We start from the raw sequence: 18223 nt of genomic DNA, 5'->3' as shown, positions 1-18223 counted from the left end.
GTGTGTTTGGGCTACGACAGGCTGGACCAAACCTGAACCCGCTTTTCCAAGGGCAAAAAAAAGCGCTGCCATCCGGGCAGCGCTTTACCAATCCTTTGCTTTCTATCCTTCAATCACATCCCACAAGGCTTCAAGTTCTGCCTCACTGAATAAACCAGCGGGATAACGCTCGATCATCATCCTGCGCGGGTCAGGTTCTCTGACCTGTCGCGTTCCGTTGGATTTCAACCATTGCGCCAGCACCTGAAGCGATTCGCCATTCATTGCCAAGGGATGCGATGTCCGCTCGCTGACCATATTCATTTCCGGCGCTCTCTCCTGGTTCGTGAGCGGCTAACTTATCCAAGGTTTATGACAGAACAACGCGGTTCTACATTCCCGAGAATTGCTCTCAGACAGATACAAGAGCTATGCCAAAGTGCCTGCCAGGCCGGCATGTGGATATAAAAAAACCCGCAGTCCATAGGAGCTGCGGGTTAGATAAGGGGTCACTCACATGAACCGGATAAAACACGGATCAATTCAGCGCCACTAGTTGTTACAACTTCACTCAACCTTTGTGCGGTGCCGGCTGTTGTTGGGTAAGGCAATGGATGTTACCGCCACCCAGTAACAGTTCACGCCCCGGCACCATCACCACTTCGTGCTGCGGGAACAGGTTCTGGAGGATTTCCTTGGCTTGCGCGTCCAGCGGATCGTCAAAGCTCGGCGCAATGATGCCGCCGTTGACGATCAGGAAGTTCACGTAGGAACCGGCCAGGCGCACTGAAGGGTTACGTTCTTGGGTACCGTCCACCGGGTCGACACCGGCGCACTCTTCCTCGGTCGCGTAAAGCGGCCCCGGAATCGGCATTTTGTGCACCTTAAATGGGCGGCCCTTGGCGTCCTTGGTGCTTTGCAAGACCTTCATTGCAGCCTGGCAACGCGGGTAGTTCGGATCCTGCGGATCGTCGGTCCAGGCCAATAGCACTTCACCGGGACGCACATAGCAGCAGAAGTTATCCACATGACCGTCGGTTTCGTCGTTGAACAAACCGTCCGGCAGCCAGATGATTTTATCCACAGCCAATTGTGCGCTCAGCACCGCTTCGATGTCGGCACGGCTCATGTGCGGATTGCGATTACGATTCAACAGGCACTCTTCGGTTGTAATCAGCGTGCCTTCGCCATCGACGTGGATCGAACCGCCTTCGAGCACGAAACCCTCGGTGCGGTAACGTGGGCTGCGCTCGATCTCGAGGATCTTGCCGGCCACTTGCGAGTCACGATTCCACGGCGAATACAGACCGCCATCAAAGCCGCCCCAGGCGTTGAAGTCCCAGTCGACACCACGGACTTCGCCGCTGTTATTGATGACGAAGGTCGGGCCGGTATCACGGACCCAAGCGTCGTCGCTGGACATCTCGACGAGGCGGATATTCGGCACGTCCAGACGCGCACGGGCGTTTTCGTACTGGGCCGCCGAGACGGCAACGGTCACCGGTTCAAAACGCGCGATGGCCTTGGCCACCGCAACATGAGCGGCTTGCGCCGGCTTGCCACCCAGGCGCCAGTTGTCCGGGCGCTCCGGCCAGACCATCCAGGTCTGGGTTTGGGTCGCCCACTCGGCGGGCATATAAAAACCGTCAGCGCGAGGCGTGCTGTGCAAAGTAGTCATAGTGATCAGGACTCCAGGGAACCGTCGAGGGTTTTGATTGCGCCGTACAGGTTTGGACGACGGTCACGGAACGAACCCCAGGCGCTGCGGATGTGCTCCAGTTCGTCGAGGTCGAAGCTCTGAACCAGTACGCCTTCTTCGGTTTCGTTGAGCTCCTGGACTTTCTCGCCGAACTGGTTGGCGATGAACGAGGAGCCGTAGAAAGTGATGTCGTAGCCGTCCTGCTCTTCATTGCCGATGCGGTTGCTGGCGATCAGCGGCATCAGGTTGGCACCGGCATGGCCTTGCTGGACGCGCTGCCAGTGGTCGCGGGACGAGATGGTCTTGTCGTGCGGTTCGCTGCCGATGGCGGTTGGGTAGAACAGGATTTCCGCGCCTTGCAACGCCATGCTGCGGGCGCATTCCGGGAACCACTGATCCCAGCAGATGCCCACGCCGATTTTCGCGTAACGGGTGTTCCAGACTTTGAAGCCGGTATCACCCGGGTTGAAGTAGTACTTTTCGTGATACCCAGGACCGTCCGGGATGTGGCTTTTACGATAAATCCCGAGGTTGCTGCCATCGGCATCGATGATCGCGATGCTGTTGAAGCGTGCGCGACCCGCCAGTTCGAAGAAGCTGATCGGCAGCACGACTTGCAGTTCTTTGGCGACTTTCTGGAAGTGCTTGATGGCCACGTTGTCTTCAACTGAAGTGGCCAGCTGCAGGTAGTCCGGGTTCGGCTTCTGGCAGAAGTACGGGGTCTCGAACAGTTCCTGGATCAGGATGATCTGTGCGCCTTTGGCTGCGGCCTCACGGACCAGCTTCTCAGCGGTCTCGATGTTGGCTTCAAGGTCCCAGGAACAAGCCATCTGGGTAGCGGCGACGGTAACGATACGGCTCATGAATCATCTCCCGGGCGGGTTCAGAGGGTCGATAGTGGCATCGACCGATGACAGAAATGGGAACGGCCAGGCGCGGTGAACTACGCCGTGGCGTTAGGCGACTTTATAACCGATAAAAATCGGCTTTAAAAGCGACAATCATCCGTTCCGTCGAAAATACTTCATAAAACACCGATAACAATCGAACTTATATCCTGTGGGAGCGGGCTTGCTCGCGAATGCGGTGGATCAGTCGACATCAATGCTGAATGGCAAACCGTATTCGCGAGCAAGCCCGCTCCCACAGGGATGTGTTTAGAGGCCTTCGCCCAGCACCTTCGACAAGGTATCGACAAAGAAATCCACACTGTGTCGCGTGGTCACCATCGGTGGTTTGATCTTGAGAATGTTCAAGTAATCGCCGGTCGGCTGCATGAAAATGCCCAATTCGCGCAGGCGGTCGCACAACGCCGTGGTTTCTTCCGTGGCCGGTTCCAGGGTTTCGCGGTTACGAATCAGCTCCACGCCCAGATAGAAACCGGAGCCATGCACCGCGCCTACCAAAGGATGGCGCTCGATTAACGCCTCAAGCCGCTCCTTGAAATACCCGCCAACGATCCGGGCGTTTTCCCAGAGTTTCTCTTCCTTCATCACATCCAGCACCGCCATGCCGATGCGGCAACTGACCGGGCTGCCGCCTGCCGACGAGAAGAAATAGCCTTCTGCCTCCAGCGCCTCGGCGATTTCGCGACGGGTAATGACCGCGCCCAATGGCTGGCCGTTGCCCATACCTTTGGCCATGGTGACGATGTCCGGCACTACGCCCTGCTCTTCAAAGCCCCAGAAGAACTTGCCCATGCGACCGTAGCCGACCTGCACTTCATCGGCGATGCACACGCCACCTTGGGCACGGACCAGCGCATACACCTGTTTCAGGTAACCCGGTGGCAGAGAGATTCCACCGGCGTTGCCGTACACCGGCTCGCAGATAAAACCGGCCAGTTGTCGCTTCTGCTCGGCAATCTTCGCCAGGTTGTGTTCGACGCTGCGCACGTAATCCGGCGCGCTGTCGAGGCCACGGAACTCGCCACGATAGGTGTTCGGCGCCGTCACCGGGTGCACCCAGTCCGGACGACTGCTGAGAGCCTTGGGGTTATCTGCAATTGAAGTCGACACCGCATCGGCGGCCACCGACCAGCCGTGATACGCCTCAAGCACGCTGAGCATGTCGCGACCGCCGCTGTAGGCCCACGCCAGACGAATCGCCAGGTCATTGGCCTCGGTACCGCTGTTGACCAGAAACACCCGATCCATCGAGTCCGGCGCCAGTGCCAGCAAACGCTCGGAGAACTCGGCGATAGCCGCGTAGTGGAAACGCGAGTTGGTGTTGAGCAACGACCACTGGCGGCTGGCCTCGGCTGCCATGCGCGGGTGGCCGTGACCGAGCACCGCAACGTTGTTGAGCATGTCCAGGTAGGAGCGGCCCTGCATGTCGATCAGATGATTGCGCCAGCCCCGCTCGATGCGCGGCGGATCGACGTAATAGTGTTTTTGCGAGCGGGCAAAACTCGCATCGCGGCGTTCCAACAAAGTATGCGGATCAAGTTCGGCCTCTGCGTCGCAAGCCAGCCCCAACAACGCCGCGGGCGATGGGCACAACGCCTGCCAGGCAGATGCGCGGGACGGTAAGCAAAACAGTGGTGGATTCAGTTCCGCGCCACGGCTGAGCTGAACCCGCAGCGCGCCGCCGACCTCGCCCAGCACCTGCCCTTTGAGCACGGCCGCACCGGTGTGCAGTGAAGGTTTGACACCCCACAGGCGCACGCTCAATTGTGCGCTGTCCAGTTGCACGCGGCCGTCGGTGCACAGGTGCACGACGCCGGCAAAGGGCGCTTCAACCGTTGTGCCCTGCGGCACCTGCAAGTCAACGTGCAGCGGGCACGTGTCCGGCTCGACGGCACTGTCCGGACGCGTCTGCGATAAACGGTATTGCCCGTAACGACTGGCCGCCAAACCATGGGCTGCAGCCGCCTCGACCAGCAGACGTTGATCGATGCCGTCCTGCTCCCAGTTGCCCGCTTCGAAATGCGGGCTCAAGACACCGAGGTCGATCAAGGCAAACTCGCGGCCGACCAGGCTCGGCAGCAATGGCGCAAAACCCTGACTGGCAATCGCCGGCAACGACTGGCCGACCGCTATCAGAATCGCCGCTTCCATCAGTTCAAATGGCACCGAGGTCGCGACGCGGAAGATCTCCCACTCGTGGTTCAGATTGTCGCGGCTGTACTGATTCTGCGGATCGATGCTGACCTGCTGCTCACCGCTGAGCACCAGCACCGCTGCACGCGCGACGATCAGCGGCCACAGCGCCAGCAACTCTTCGTGCTTCAGCGGATTGACCGCGTGATAAGCCTGGACCGCCGGCAAAATGCACAGTGGATCGCCATCGGCATGGTGCAGCAGCGCAGCGCAGGTCACCGACAGATCGGTAATGCGCCAGGTACGAATCAGATCGCCAAAATCGATGACGCCCTGCAACCGCCAGTGACGCTGCTTATCCCGTTTCCAGACCACATTGTCATCGGTGATGTCCATGTGAATCGCCTGCACCGGCAACTTCACCATCAGCGGCTGCAAACGCCGCTCGGCCTGTTGCGCGGCCTCGGCGATCAATGTTCGTTGCCGCTCATCGCTGATCACCGGCAGCAGGTGATTGATCAACGCATTGGCGTGCCGGGCATCCCACTGCAAGGCACGCTCAAGCCCCGGATGCTCGAACCCGGCCAGCGCCAGATCCATTTCGCCACAGAGTTGGCCGAGGCCGGCAACCAGTTCATGGCCAAGGTGCTTGAGGTGGGTCAGCGATTGACCTTCGATGTAATCGAGCAAACGCACATGCAGTGCTTGCCCGGCGAGTTCCAGGGTCAGCAGGTCCTCGCCGTTTTTCGCCGGAATCGCCCGTGGCACATGCAAACCCGGCTGCGAGCCCAGGTGTTTGAGTGCCGCGTGCTGGGCGTGCAGCTCCAGCGCCGCGTAGTCACCCCGGCAGATTTTCAAGACGAAACGGCCCTGGTCGCTGTCGAGCCGGTAGTTGAGATCCTGCTGGCTGCCCAGCGACTGCAACGTCCCGCTCAGGCCGTAGTGCTCGCGCAACAGCTCCAGCGCTTGCTGCACGGTAACTTGCGGGCTGGGCAGACTGGCACGATGAATCAACGTGGCGAGCGACATACAACGACCCCTGGAATTTTTATAAGGCGTCTATATCGCCACTGCTGACCGCGATACGCAACCCCCTTATACCGGTCAGTGATGGATAACGGCGGGAGGCTTCAAGCCACGCCACACAGCGGTGAACTTTCCCACGAAACGTGTCGAACCCGAGGAATGTTCGGCGCGTTCTCACGCCCCTAGGCTGCCTCCCATGGACAGGGAAGCCCGCCGCACATGCCAGAACGCTCATACCCGCTGACGTACAAAGAACAGCTGCGCCGCCGTATTTTGCAGCCGCCGCCATCACCCAACCTGTATCCGCCGATTGCCGATTTGCCGGTGAATCGACCCGCTGATCCCGCCCCCAACAAACCGCTGGGCTGCGTTTTCGCCAAATCCTGCAAGTTGCCGGACGGCATCATCAATTACGCCAATCCGTCCGGTTTCGTGCCGCTGGATTCGTTGAAGGATTACGGAAACTTCGCCCTGCTGGGCGGGCGAGAGACCGACAGTTCTGGCGCCGTGCCGCTGAAGAAAATCAGTGGCAGTGCATTGCCAATCGGCCTTGGCGGCCTTGCTCTGGGCGGGTCATCGGTCAGTGATATCACAGCAGTCGGTGGCACTGTTGCCGCCCGTTTGCTAACCGGTCTGGTCGCCCTGTTCTGGCCCTCCGAGCTGGGCGACAGCGCCCTCTATAGCGAAGAGCAACTGCGCTCGCTTGAACACGCCAACTCACGGGTGCGCCTGCGCATCGAGCAACAGGCTGACGGCACCCTCAAGGGTTACGGCTTCTACACCGGCAACAACGCCGAATGGCAACGGATCCCGGTCATTCAGTTCCAGACACGCGAAGCCAGACAGGTCGCCGTATTCGGCGAAGGTCTGGAACTGATCTGGACCCCGGCTATCGACCCAGCAGACACCCTCGGCATTCCCGCACTGGAGGCCGCGCCGCAAGCGCCGAACATCTGGGTCTATCCTCCGACCGAGGCGAGCAACGACATATTGGTCAACCCGATCTACCCGCCGGAGTATCAGGATTTCATCCTCGTGTTTCCTGCGGATTCCGGGGTTAGGCCGCTTTATGTGGTGGTGAGCGGTCGGAGAAGCGGCCTTGTAGACCCTGATCACAAGTACCACTCCAAACCTACATTTCTGCCCGCATTTCCCAACACCATATGGGCAAAACCCAAAACTCCTATTCGAGGAGGGGGCGGAAAACGTGCCCGCTGGAAGGATCCTGAGGGGAAAATTTACGAATGGGACTCAGAAAGTAAAGCCGTAGAAAAATATACGAAGCGAGGAAAACACCTCGGTGAGTTCAACCATGTGACAGGCGAAAAAACGAAAGATGCTGATCCAACAAGATGGGTAGAACCATGAAGCACATGCTAATGGGTGTTCCACACGATGAAGACTTTCCAACCCTTGAGAAGGAGCTTCCTCTTACTGCAACAGAACTAATGCCGATTATGGGGTGGCGCCATCCCAATGAGTGCGCCTTTGACTACCTACTCACCGAGCAACAAATTTGTGACATAGAGAAAGCCTGCTCAATAAGGCTACCCAGAGATCTGGAGCTTTTTTTAACCAGCTTCGCTTGAGCTGAATTAACCTATGGAAAGAATATCCCCTATGCGCCGAATTGCATTCTCAGACAAAAAAGTCCGCAACATGCCAGGCCGCCATCGCGGGCAAGCCTTGCTCCTACACGAATGCTACAGCGATCGCAAGAACATGGTTTGTCCGCCCCCCCTCCCGCAGCTCAACAATACTTCATAAAAACAAAAATCCGACCACCCCACTCTTGTGCCGCCCCCCTCCTGCCGACAAGCTATGATCCATACGCATAATCGTTCGACGGAAAAGGCAACTCTACATGCGCATTCTCATCACCGGCGGTGCCGGCTTCATCGGCTCGGCGCTGATTCGCCACCTGATCCGCCACACTGAACATGAAGTGCTCAACCTGGACAAGCTGACCTACGCCGGCAATCTAGAGTCACTGAGCAGTATCGCCACCAACACCCGCTATGAATTCGTGCAGGCCGATATCGTCGACCAGGCCACCGTCAGTGCGGTACTGGCGCGGTTCCAGCCGCACGCGATCATGCACCTGGCCGCAGAGTCCCATGTAGACCGCTCCATCGACGGCCCGTCGGACTTCATCCAGACCAACATTGTCGGTACCTACAGCCTGCTGGAAGCCACTCGTGCCTACTGGAACAGCTTGGCAGAGCCTGAGAAAAGCGCCTTTCGCTTTCACCACATTTCGACCGACGAGGTGTATGGCGACCTGCATGGCGTCGATGACCTGTTCACCGAAACCACACCCTATGCGCCGAGTTCGCCGTACTCCGCCAGCAAGGCGGCGTCCGACCATCTGGTCCGCGCCTGGCAACGCACCTATGGTTTGCCGGTGCTGCTGACCAATTGCTCGAACAATTACGGGCCGTTCCACTTCCCCGAGAAACTCATTCCGCTGGTAATCCTCAACGCCCTCGCCGGTAAGCCACTGCCGGTGTACGGCAACGGCCTGCAAGTGCGTGATTGGCTGTTCGTCGAGGATCATGCCCGCGCACTGCTCACCGTGGTGACCAACGGTGTGGTCGGTGAGACGTACAATATCGGCGGCCACAATGAACAGAAAAACATCGACGTAGTCCGCAGCATCTGCAGCCTGCTGGAGGAGTTGGCGCCGCAAAAACCTGAAGGCGTCGAGCACTTCGCCGACCTGATCACTTTTGTCCAGGATCGCCCCGGCCACGACCAGCGTTACGCCATCGACGCCAGCAAAATCGAACGCGAGTTGGGTTGGGTTCCCGAAGAAACTTTCGCCAGTGGCCTGCGTAAAACCGTGCAGTGGTACCTCGATAACCTAGACTGGTGCCAACGAGTCCAGGATGGCAGCTATCAAGGCCAACGCCTGGGCTTCACTGACTTCAAGGACTTGATCGCATGATGAAGGGAATTGTTCTGGCAGGCGGCTCTGGTACCCGCCTGCACCCGATCACACTCGGGGTGTCCAAACAACTGTTGCCGATCTACGACAAACCGATGATCTATTACCCGATCTCGGTGCTGATGCTCGCAGGCATCAAAGAAATCCTGGTGATTTCCACCCCTCAGGACCTGCCGCAATACCGCAATCTGTTGGGCGACGGCAGTCAGTTCGGGGTGCATTTCAGCTATGCCGAGCAACCGTCTCCAGACGGCCTGGCCCAGGCGTTCCTGATTGGCGAGGAGTTTATCGGTGGCGATTCGGTGTGCCTGATCCTGGGCGATAACATCTTTCACGGACAGCACTTCACCGAAAAATTGCAACGTGCCGCCGAGCACACCGAAGGCGCCACGGTTTTCGGCTACTGGGTCAAAGACCCGCAGCGTTTTGGTGTGATTGATTTCGACGATCAGGGCAACGCGCTGTCGATCGAAGAAAAACCCCTGCATCCCAAATCGAGTTACGCGGTCACCGGCCTGTATTTCTATGACAATTCGGTGGTGGAGATCGCCAAAGCGGTCAAACCATCGGCTCGTGGCGAGCTGGAAATTACCGACATCAACAATGCGTACCTGCAGCGTGGCGACTTGCGCGTCGAGCGGTTCGGCCGGGGTTTTGCCTGGCTCGATACCGGCACCCACGACAGCCTGCTGGAAGCGTCGCAGTACGTACAAACCATCGAGCATCGCCAAGGCCTGAAAGTCGCCTGCCTTGAAGAAATCGCCTACTACCAGGGCTGGATCGATCGCGATCATTTGCTCAAGCACGCCGAATACTTTGGCAAGACCGGTTACGGCCAGTACCTGTTCAGCCTCGCCGGAACACACCAATGAAGGTCATCGCCACCCAATTGCCCGAGGTTCTGATCATCGAGCCGAAAGTGTTTGGTGACGAGCGTGGATTTTTCTACGAAAGCTTCAACGCCAGGGATTTTCAGCAAGCGACGGGGCTGAACACAACGTTCGTTCAGGACAACCACTCACGCTCGCAGAAAGGTGTGCTGCGCGGCTTGCATTACCAACTGGAAAATACCCAGGGAAAACTGGTGCGGGTCACTGATGGGGAAGTCCTCGACATCGCCGTCGACATCCGCCGCAGCTCGGCGAATTTTGGACGCTGGGTGGGCGTGCGCTTGTCTGCACAAAACCATCGCCAACTGTGGATTCCCGAAGGTTTTGCCCATGGATTCGTCGTGCTGAGCGACTACGCCGAGTTCCTCTACAAAACCACCGACTACTACACCCCATCGGCCGAACGCTGCATTCGCTGGGACGATCCCGATCTGGCCATCGACTGGCAACTCACGCAAACACCACAGCTGTCAGCCAAGGACCAGGCCGGCAAGCTTCTGCGCGAGGCGCAGGTATTTGTATGAGCACGCCCCTGAAAATCCTCATCAGTGGCCAGCACGGTCAGGTTTCCATCGAGCTGCAACGTCGCCTCAAAGGGCTCGGCGAACTGATCGTGCTGGGGCGTGATCAGCTCGATCTGGCATATCCGGAGCAGATCCGTCTGCAGATTCGCGCTTTACGTCCGAATCTGATCATCAATGCCGCCGCACACACAGCCGTCGATCAAGCGGAAAGTGAACCCGAGTTGGCGTTCGCCATAAACGCCACAGCGCCGGGAGTGCTCGCCGAGCAGGCCCTGGAACTGGGTATCCCGCTGATTCACTACTCAACCGACTACGTGTTCGACGGCTGCAAAGCCTCGCCTTATACCGAGACCGACGAACCCCACCCGCTGAGCGTCTACGGCGCCAGCAAACTGGCCGGAGAGCAGGCCATTCGCGCCGTCAACGGTCAACACCTGATTCTGCGCACCAGTTGGGTCTACTCGAACCACGGGCGCAACTTCCTGCTGACCATGCAACGGTTGCTGCAAGAGAAACCGCACTTGCGCATCGTCGCCGACCAAATCGGCGCACCAACCTGGGCCGGCACCATCGCCACCAGCACGCGCGCCTTGATCGAGCGCTGGCAATCGGGGCAAGCCGGTGCCTGGGGCACTTACCACCTGACCGCTCAGGGCGAAACGTCATGGTTTGGATTTGCTCAAGCCATCGCCGAACATTTACAGGCGCAGCACAAAACCTGCGCCAGCCTGGAGGCGATCCCCAGCCGCGACTACCCGACACCCGCCACTCGCCCACTGAACTCGCGTCTGGATTGCCGCCTTCTGCAACAGCAATGGCAGGTCAGCCAACCCGACTGGCGCGACGCGTTGCGCGAGTGTCTTGCCGAACAAGCCTAGGCATAATGCGCCTGTACCTTCAGGCGCCCGATGCTTATGACCCCAACACTCCCCCGCAGACCCCGCTGGCGCAGCCTGGCGCTGCTCGCCCTGTGCCTGGCGCCGTTGTTGTGGCCACTGCAGCACCTGGCCGAGCGTTATTACCGCAGCGAGCTGGTTGGACAAAACCGCCAGACGCTGGACCTCTACGTCGCCAACCTGCTGGGGACCCTGCACCGCTATGAAGTCTTGCCGCAGATCCTCGGTGATCTACCGGCCCTGCGTGCCGTTCTCGCCGCGCCATATGAGCCGCAGGCCACCGACAACGCCAATCGCCTGCTCAAGGACATCCGCGCCCAGACTGGCGCCGAAGTCATGTACCTGATGGACACCCACGGCAAGACCCTGGCGGCGTCCAACTGGGACAAACACGATAGTTTTGTCGGGCGTAACTTTGCCTTCCGACCGTATTTCAGCGAAGCCATGCAAGGCCGCCTCGGGCGCTTTTTCGGCCTGGGCACGACGTCGGCCAAACGCGGTTATTTCTTTGCGGGAGCCGTGCGCGATGGCGAGCAGATCATCGGTGTGCTGGTGGTCAAGGTCGACCTCGACCACACCGAAAGCCTTTGGGGTAAAACCCCCGAGCAACTGCTGCTGACCGATCACAACGGAGTGGTCATCATCACCTCACGCCCGGAGTGGCGCTTCAGGGCGACCCGACCGCTGACTGACGAAGAACGCCACGCGATCTCTGCCGTCCAGCCCTACCCGACCCGTGATCCGCAACCGCTGAACCTCAACCCGGACGCTTGGCTGATCCAGACTCAGCAAATCGAAGAAACCGGCTGGAGCGTCAGCATCCTCGCGCCCAGAACCTTGATCGACCGCCCCGTGCGCACAGTAGTGGCCATCGGTGGGGCGACGCTGTTGGTGTTGATGTTGCTGCTGGGACTGATGATGCAACGCCGTCGCCACTACTTGCAGCGCATCGCCTTCGAGGCCAAGACCCGCCGCGAACTGGAAGCGCGCGTCGCCGAAAGAACCAGCGACCTCGAAGGGCTCAACCGCCGTCTCAAGCAGGAAGTGCTGGAACGCGAACAGGCGCAACAAGAGCTGGTGCGCGCCCAGGACGATCTGGTCCAGGCCGGCAAACTCTCGGCGCTGGGCACCATGTCGGCAAGCATCAGTCACGAGCTCAATCAACCGCTGGCGGCGATTCGCAGCTACGCGGAAAACGCCGAAGTGCTGCTTGACCATCAACGCACCGACGATGCCCGCGGCAACCTGAAACTGATCAGCGAACTGACCGGGCGCATGGCCTCGATCATCGCCCACCTGCGTGCCTTCGCCCGTCGCGACCGTCACGCCCCGGAAAGCGTTGCGCTGCAACCGGCGCTGGATGATGCACTGGCGTTGCTGGCCAAGCGCAGGCGGGCAATGGAAGTCGAACTGATCCGTGACCTGCCGGCTGCCACGCTGTGGGTCGAGGCCGGCGAAACCCGTCTGCGCCAGGTACTCGGTAACCTGTTGGCCAACGCCCTCGACGCCCTGACCGAAAAAGGCCCGCCCCGTAAACTCTGGTTGAGTGCCGAATCCACCGCCGACGGCGTCAACCTGTACATTCGCGATAACGGCCCGGGGTTCTGCATGGAGGCCCTCGGTCGCGCCGGTGAACCGTTCTACACCACCAAGACCCGCACTCAGGGCCTTGGGCTGGGGTTGGCCATTTGCGACACGTTGATGCGCGCCTTCGGCGGTGAACTGTCGTTCGCCAACCACAAGGAAGGCGGCGCCCTGATCACCCTGCGGCTGCGCGCGGGCGCACCCGGTGTAAGTCTGCAACCGTCCGAGGACCGCAGTGAATGAGTAACCTCATAGACAACCGTATCCAGGTGGTGCTGATCGACGATGATCCGCATCTGCGTCAGGCCCTGAGCCAGACGCTGGATCTCGCCGGTCTGAAAATCCTCCCGTTGGCCGAAGCCAAGGGCCTCGCTTCGCGCCTTGAGCGCGACTGGCCGGGCGTGGTGGTCAGTGACATTCGCATGCCGGGCATGGACGGTCTCGAACTGTTGAATGAATTGCACGCCCAGGACCCGGAACTGCCGGTGTTGCTGATCACCGGCCACGGCGATGTACCGCTCGCGGTGCAGGCGATGCGTGCCGGCGCTTATGACTTCCTCGAAAAGCCGTTCGCCAGTGACGCATTGCTCGACAGCGTGCGCCGCGCCCTGGCCCTGCGGCAATTGGTGCTGGACAACCGCAGTCTGCGGTTGGCCTTGAGCGATCGCAACGAGCTGAGCACCCGACTGGTCGGGCAATCGGCGCCGATGCTGCGCCTGCGCGAACAGATCGGCGCATTGGCACCGACCAAGGCCGACGTGCTGATCCTCGGTGAAACCGGTGCCGGCAAGGAGGTCGTGGCCCGTGCCCTGCACGACCTGTCGAATCGCCGCAATGGCCCGTTTGTGGCAATCAATGCCGGAGCACTGGCCGAATCGGTGGTCGAAAGCGAACTCTTCGGCCACGAACCCGGCGCCTTCACTGGCGCGCAAAAACGCCGCATCGGCAAATTCGAATTCGCCAACGGCGGCACGCTGTTCCTCGATGAAATCGAAAGCATGAGCCTGGATGTGCAGGTGAAATTGCTGCGCCTGCTGCAAGAGCGGGTGGTCGAGCGTTTGGGGGGCAATCAGCTGATCCCGCTGGACATCCGGATCATCGCCGCGACCAAGGAAGACCTGCGCCAATCGGCGGATCAAGGGCGTTTTCGCGCGGACTTGTACTACCGCCTGAACGTCGCACCACTGCGCATTCCACCGCTGCGCGAACGGGGCGAAGACGCGCTGATGCTGTTCCAGCATTTCGCCAACGAAGCCAGCGAGCGCCATGGCTTGCCACCCCACGAACTGCAACCCGGACAACGAGCCCTGCTGTTGCGCCATTCCTGGCCCGGCAACGTCCGCGAACTGCAAAACGCCGCCGAGCGATTCGCCCTGGGTCTGGAACTGGCGCTGGACAACAGCGTTCCGGATGGCAGTGCTGCGCCGCACAGTACAGTGCTCGGCGGCAATCTGAGCGAGCAGGTGGAAAGCTTTGAAAAGAACCTGATCGCCGCCGAACTGGCGCGCACTCACAGCTCACTGCGCAGTGTCGCCGAAGCGCTGGGTATTCCACGCAAAACCCTGCATGACAAACTGCGCAAACACGGCTTGAACTTCGCCGATGGCGCTGGCACCAACAGCAATGCCGACGAGCTCGATTGAGCCATGCCGACTAACCTTCACCCAAGCGTCCCACACTGCGAGGCCCGTGCATGAACCGCGACAGTCGTCACCTGGAATCCGTCCTCCATCGCGACATTCCCCTCACCCGGGATATGGGCCTCAAGGTACTCGACTGGCACGACCGGCAATTACGCCTGCACTTGCCGCTGGCGGCCAACGTCAATCACAAGAGCACCATGTTTGGCGGTAGTTTGTACTGTGGCGCGGTGTTGGCGGGTTGGGGCTGGCTGCATTTGCGCCTGCGCGAAGAAGGCGTCGAGGGCGGGCACATCGTGATTCAGGAAGGTCAGATCAGCTATCCGCTGCCGGTCACTGGCGATGCCATTGCCATTTGCACGGCGCCAAGTGCGGCAGTGTGGAGGAAGTTTTTGGCGATGTACCAACGCTACGGCCGGGCGCGGTTGGCGTTGCATACACGGGTCGTCAACGTCGATAGCGATGAGGATGCGGTGACGTTTACCGGGCAGTATGTGTTGCATCGGTAGTCCCTTTGCAGGAGGTCAGCCAAAGTTTACGCAAAACTTGTGGTGAGGGGGCTTGCCCCCGTTGGGGCGCGAAGCGACCCCGAGCCCAGACACCGAACGGTATCCGTTAAACCCCATTGACTGTATTGCGACTGCTGCGCAGCCGAACGGGGGCAAGCCCCCTCGCCACAAGGCTGCGGTGTGCTCAGGAACGAGCCAGTTCCAGCAGCTTCTCGCGCCACGCGGCTTTGGCCGGCAGCGCCAGGAAAAACGCATTGCGCAACGACTCTCGCGCCGGATAGCTGAACGGCTCACCGCTCAACTCCAGCACCTCGCCACCCGCACCTTCGAGCACGCCTTGTGCGGCAGCCGTGTCCCACTGGGAGGTTGGTGCCAAACGCGGGTAACAATCCGCCGCGCCTTCGGCCAACAGACAAAACTTCAGCGAACTGCCGATATTGGCCAGTTGCAGCTCACCCAGACTGGCACTCAAGCCAGCGAGCAAGCGCTCCTGCTCAGGGCTTGAATGTCGACGACTGGCGACCACGGTGAACGCTTCGCCAGCAGGCAGTACGTCACGGACCTGAATCGGCAGCGGCGCAGCATCCTTGTCGGCACGCCAGGCCCCAAGTCCGGCGCCACCGAAGTAGCAGCGGCCATTGGTCGGCATCGACACTACGCCAAACACCACACGTCCCTGTTCGATCAGCGCGATGTTGACGGTGAATTCTTCACTGCCGGAAATGAACTCCTTGGTGCCATCCAACGGGTCGACCAACCACCAGCGCTGCCAACCGGCGCGCACCGATTGCGCAATGTCGGCGTCTTCTTCCGAGAGCACCGGGATGCTCGGATCAAGCGCTGTCAGCCCGGCCAGAATCAGATGATGAGCGGCGAGATCAGCGGCGGTGACCGGAGAATCGTCAGCCTTGGTGGTCACGTCCGTGCCTGTGCGCCAGAACGGCAGGATGACTTCGCCGGCCTTCAACGCCAACTCGACCACGGGGGCCAGCAAAGGATGAACCTGGGGGAAATCACTCACGGTTGAAACACTCCACGCTGGGTCAATAAATCACGGGCCAGGTACAACGCCGCCAAGGCGCGGCCTTCGGTGAACTGCGGGTTCTGCGCCAGCGCCGCGAGCTCTCGCAGATTGACCCGGTCCACACGCATCGGCTCTGGCTCATCGCCTTCAAGGCTTTCTTCGTACAAATCAGTCGCCAACACCACCTGAATTTTCTGGCTCATATAACCGGGCGACAGCGACAGCTCGGTCAGATGCTCCAGTTGCCGGGCGCCAAAACCGGCCTCTTCCTTGAGCTCACGCTCGGCCGCTGCCAACACATCCTCGCCAGGTTCGATCAAGCCCTTGGGCAACGACAGTTCATAGGCATCGGTTCCGCCGCAGTATTCTTCAACCAGCACCGCGTGGTCGGAATCGAGCATCGCCACGATCATTACTGCGCCATACCCCGCGCCCTTGCCGACCAATCGCTCATAGGTGCGCTCGACGCCATTGGAAAAGCGCAACTGCACCTCTTCAACGCAGAACAAGCGGGTGGTGGCGACGATCTCGCGGGCTAATACTTCGGGTTTCTGGCGCATGGCGGCTCCTTGGCGTGAACGCGGTACTATAACGCGGCTTTCTTGATTGTTTATGTCGGATATCTTTTTACCGCTGGAGAAGTTTTCAATGCCATCACTGCCCTGGCGCGACATTGATACCGTTCTGCTGGATATGGACGGCACGCTGCTGGACCTGCACTACGACAACCATTTCTGGATGGAACACCTGCCCAAGCGTTATGCCGAGCTGCATGGTGTCAGTCGGGCCATGGCCGAGCTGGAATTGCAGCCGTTGTTCGAGCGCAACGCCGGTCAGTTGCAGTGGTACTGCCTGGACTTCTGGAGCGCTGAACTGAAGCTGCCGGTGCGCGAGTTGAAACTCGAGACCGCCCATCTGATCGCATTGCGACCGGACGCCGATACCTTTCTGGCAGCGATCAAGCAGGCCGGAAAGCGCGTGATCCTGATCACCAACGCCCACCGTGACTCGTTGTCGCTGAAGCTGGAAAAAGTCGAACTGGCGCCCTACTTCGAGCGGTTGATCAGCTCCCACGATTACGGTTTCGCCAAGGAAAATCCGCAATTCTGGGACGCCTTGCACGCAGACATCGACTTCGACCCAGGCCGCAGCCTGTTCATCGACGACACATTGCCGATCCTGCGCAGTGCCCGGGAATTTGGCGTGGCGCATCTGTTGGCCGTGAGCCAGCCGGACAGCCGCAAAGAACCGAAAGACACTGCGGAATTTGCAGCCGTCGGGGATTATCGGGATCTCATTGCAGGCCTCTGAGATCGAGTCGCCTGCATCGCGGGCAAGCCTTGCTCCTACGGACCGTGTGATCGCGCAATCGTCTGTAGGAGCAAAGCTTGCTCGCGATGGCCATCACACGGCCTAGAAATCCACAGTGCCCGACCAATGACTCAACTTCGGCACAAGCGCTAGAATCGCGCCTTTTGCCTGCGCCACGGAGCGACGATGGACATCAAACAGCTGAAATTCCTCATCGCCCTCGACGAAACCCGACACTTCGGCCAAGCCGCAGCGCGCTGCCACATCACCCAGCCCACCCTGTCGATGCGCTTGCGCAGCCTTGAAGAAGAACTCGATCTGCCGTTGGTCAATCGTGGCCAGCGCTTCGAAGGTTTCACCGCGCCGGGCGAGCGGGTGCTGGCCTGGGCGCGCACCGTGCTGGCCGCCTGTGACGGCTTGCAGGCCGAAGCCGCAGCCTGTCGCGGCAACCTGGTCGGCACCTTGCGCCTGGGCGTGGTGCCGCTGTCGAGTTTTGATCCGCTGCCACTGATGCAGAAACTGCACGCCGAACACCCGAACCTGCGCTTCGAACTCTCGGCCTTGAGTTCCGAGCAGATCCTCGAACACTTGGCGAACAATCGCCTGGACCTCGGCGTGTCCTATCTTGAACGCCTTGATAGCGAGCGTTTCGACTCACTGACCTTCAGCGAAACCCGCATGGGCCTGCTCTACGACCAGCGCTTTTTCAGCTTCGGTGAAAAGCCCTTGAGCTGGGAGGCTCTGATCGAGCTGCCCTTGGGCATGCTCACCAGCGGCATGCACTTTCGCCAGTCCATCGACCACAACTTCCATAGCCGTGGCCTCAGCCCGCAGCCGTTGTTACAGACCGACGCAGTCCATCAATTGTTGCAAGCTGTGCACGGAGGCCTGTGTTGCGCAGTGATGCCACTGGAAGGCGGACTCGAAACGCTGACCGAGCATCTGCGCCTGCAACCGATTGAAAATGCGCAAACCCTTGGCCGGCTGGGGCTGATCATGCGCCGCGGTACACCGCGCTCGGCACTGGCTGAGGCGTGTTTCGCGCACTACCAGAAATCACTGACGAGCTCTTGATCGACGCCATCTATCGGTAGATCAGTAATAGCGATTAGACGTGACACATTGACGCGCCTAGGCTTAAGGCTGGATAAAC

At 59.9% G+C, this 18223-nt stretch carries 16 protein-coding genes; 10 read left to right on the top strand and 6 right to left on the bottom strand.

What is annotated here, in order from left to right; translation table 11 throughout:
- Positions 1 to 102: 102 nt before the first annotated feature.
- From AC3WK5_RS18100 to AC3WK5_RS18085, 4 genes are all read right to left on the bottom strand, one after another.
- Positions 103 to 303: a hypothetical protein gene (locus AC3WK5_RS18100; protein WP_054595130.1), complete on the bottom strand. Its 201-nt coding sequence runs from the start codon at positions 301 to 303 to the stop codon at positions 103 to 105.
- Positions 304 to 550: 247 nt separating this feature from the next.
- Complete coding sequence (aguA, locus tag AC3WK5_RS18095) at positions 551 to 1657, bottom strand: agmatine deiminase (RefSeq protein ID WP_054595129.1); 1107 nt, start codon at positions 1655 to 1657, stop codon at positions 551 to 553.
- A 5-nt stretch (positions 1658 to 1662) separates the two neighbouring features.
- Positions 1663 to 2541, bottom strand: coding sequence for an N-carbamoylputrescine amidase (gene aguB, locus AC3WK5_RS18090; protein ID WP_103318203.1), 879 nt, complete (start codon positions 2539 to 2541; stop codon positions 1663 to 1665).
- Between the two features lie 294 nt (positions 2542 to 2835).
- On the bottom strand, positions 2836 to 5748 hold the full coding sequence (locus AC3WK5_RS18085; protein ID WP_103318205.1) for an aminotransferase: 2913 nt from the start codon (positions 5746 to 5748) through the stop codon (positions 2836 to 2838).
- A gap of 216 nt (positions 5749 to 5964) precedes the next feature.
- On the opposite strand from AC3WK5_RS18085, the gene AC3WK5_RS18080 reads away from it, so the two are divergent.
- The 8 genes from AC3WK5_RS18080 to AC3WK5_RS18045 all read left to right on the top strand — a co-directional run bounded on the left by AC3WK5_RS18080 (position 5965) and on the right by AC3WK5_RS18045 (position 14735).
- The gene (locus AC3WK5_RS18080; protein WP_103318207.1) at positions 5965 to 7113 is read left to right on the top strand and encodes an S-type pyocin domain-containing protein; all 1149 of its coding nucleotides are present in this window, start codon (positions 5965 to 5967) and stop codon (positions 7111 to 7113) included.
- Positions 7114 to 7609: 496 nt separating this feature from the next.
- On the top strand, positions 7610 to 8692 hold the full coding sequence (gene rfbB, locus AC3WK5_RS18075; protein ID WP_103318212.1) for a dTDP-glucose 4,6-dehydratase: 1083 nt from the start codon (positions 7610 to 7612) through the stop codon (positions 8690 to 8692).
- On the top strand, positions 8689 to 9564 hold the full coding sequence (rfbA, locus tag AC3WK5_RS18070) for a glucose-1-phosphate thymidylyltransferase RfbA (RefSeq protein ID WP_103318214.1): 876 nt from the start codon (positions 8689 to 8691) through the stop codon (positions 9562 to 9564). The genes rfbB and rfbA overlap by 4 nt, the downstream gene beginning before the upstream one ends.
- Positions 9561 to 10106, top strand: coding sequence for a dTDP-4-dehydrorhamnose 3,5-epimerase (gene rfbC, locus AC3WK5_RS18065; protein ID WP_103318216.1), 546 nt, complete (start codon positions 9561 to 9563; stop codon positions 10104 to 10106). The genes rfbA and rfbC overlap by 4 nt, the downstream gene beginning before the upstream one ends.
- Entirely contained in the window at positions 10103 to 10984 is an 882-nt protein-coding gene (rfbD, locus tag AC3WK5_RS18060; protein ID WP_103318219.1) for a dTDP-4-dehydrorhamnose reductase, read from the top strand. The genes rfbC and rfbD overlap by 4 nt, the downstream gene beginning before the upstream one ends.
- A gap of 36 nt (positions 10985 to 11020) precedes the next feature.
- Entirely contained in the window at positions 11021 to 12829 is a 1809-nt protein-coding gene (locus AC3WK5_RS18055) for a sensor histidine kinase (RefSeq protein WP_054595119.1), read from the top strand.
- Entirely contained in the window at positions 12826 to 14229 is a 1404-nt protein-coding gene (locus AC3WK5_RS18050) for a sigma-54-dependent transcriptional regulator (RefSeq protein WP_054595118.1), read from the top strand. Before AC3WK5_RS18055 ends, AC3WK5_RS18050 begins: the two co-directional genes overlap by 4 nt.
- 50 nt (positions 14230 to 14279) lie before the next feature.
- Positions 14280 to 14735: a YiiD C-terminal domain-containing protein gene (locus AC3WK5_RS18045; protein WP_103318221.1), complete on the top strand. Its 456-nt coding sequence runs from the start codon at positions 14280 to 14282 to the stop codon at positions 14733 to 14735.
- Positions 14736 to 14919: 184 nt separating this feature from the next.
- On the opposite strand, the gene cysQ is transcribed toward AC3WK5_RS18045, so the two are convergent.
- Positions 14920 to 15756: a 3'(2'),5'-bisphosphate nucleotidase CysQ gene (cysQ, locus tag AC3WK5_RS18040; RefSeq protein WP_103318223.1), complete on the bottom strand. Its 837-nt coding sequence runs from the start codon at positions 15754 to 15756 to the stop codon at positions 14920 to 14922.
- A complete protein-coding gene (gene nudE, locus AC3WK5_RS18035) occupies positions 15753 to 16319 on the bottom strand; it encodes an ADP compounds hydrolase NudE (protein WP_054595115.1) in 567 nt (188 codons plus the stop codon). The genes cysQ and nudE overlap by 4 nt, the downstream gene beginning before the upstream one ends.
- Positions 16320 to 16407: 88 nt before the next feature.
- On the opposite strand from nudE, the gene yrfG reads away from it, so the two are divergent.
- Positions 16408 to 17070 carry a GMP/IMP nucleotidase gene (yrfG, locus tag AC3WK5_RS18030; RefSeq protein WP_103318225.1) on the top strand — a complete coding sequence of 221 codons (663 nt, stop codon included), beginning with the start codon at positions 16408 to 16410 and terminating at the stop codon, positions 17068 to 17070.
- A gap of 186 nt (positions 17071 to 17256) precedes the next feature.
- Entirely contained in the window at positions 17257 to 18144 is an 888-nt protein-coding gene (locus tag AC3WK5_RS18025) for a LysR family transcriptional regulator (protein ID WP_103318227.1), read from the top strand.
- Positions 18145 to 18223: the final 79 nt, after the last annotated feature.

It is taken from the genome of Pseudomonas sp. FW306-02-D09B (assembly GCF_058782685.1).
Note: the sequence above shows the minus strand (reverse complement) of the source record. Positions and strands in the feature narration are given on the sequence as shown.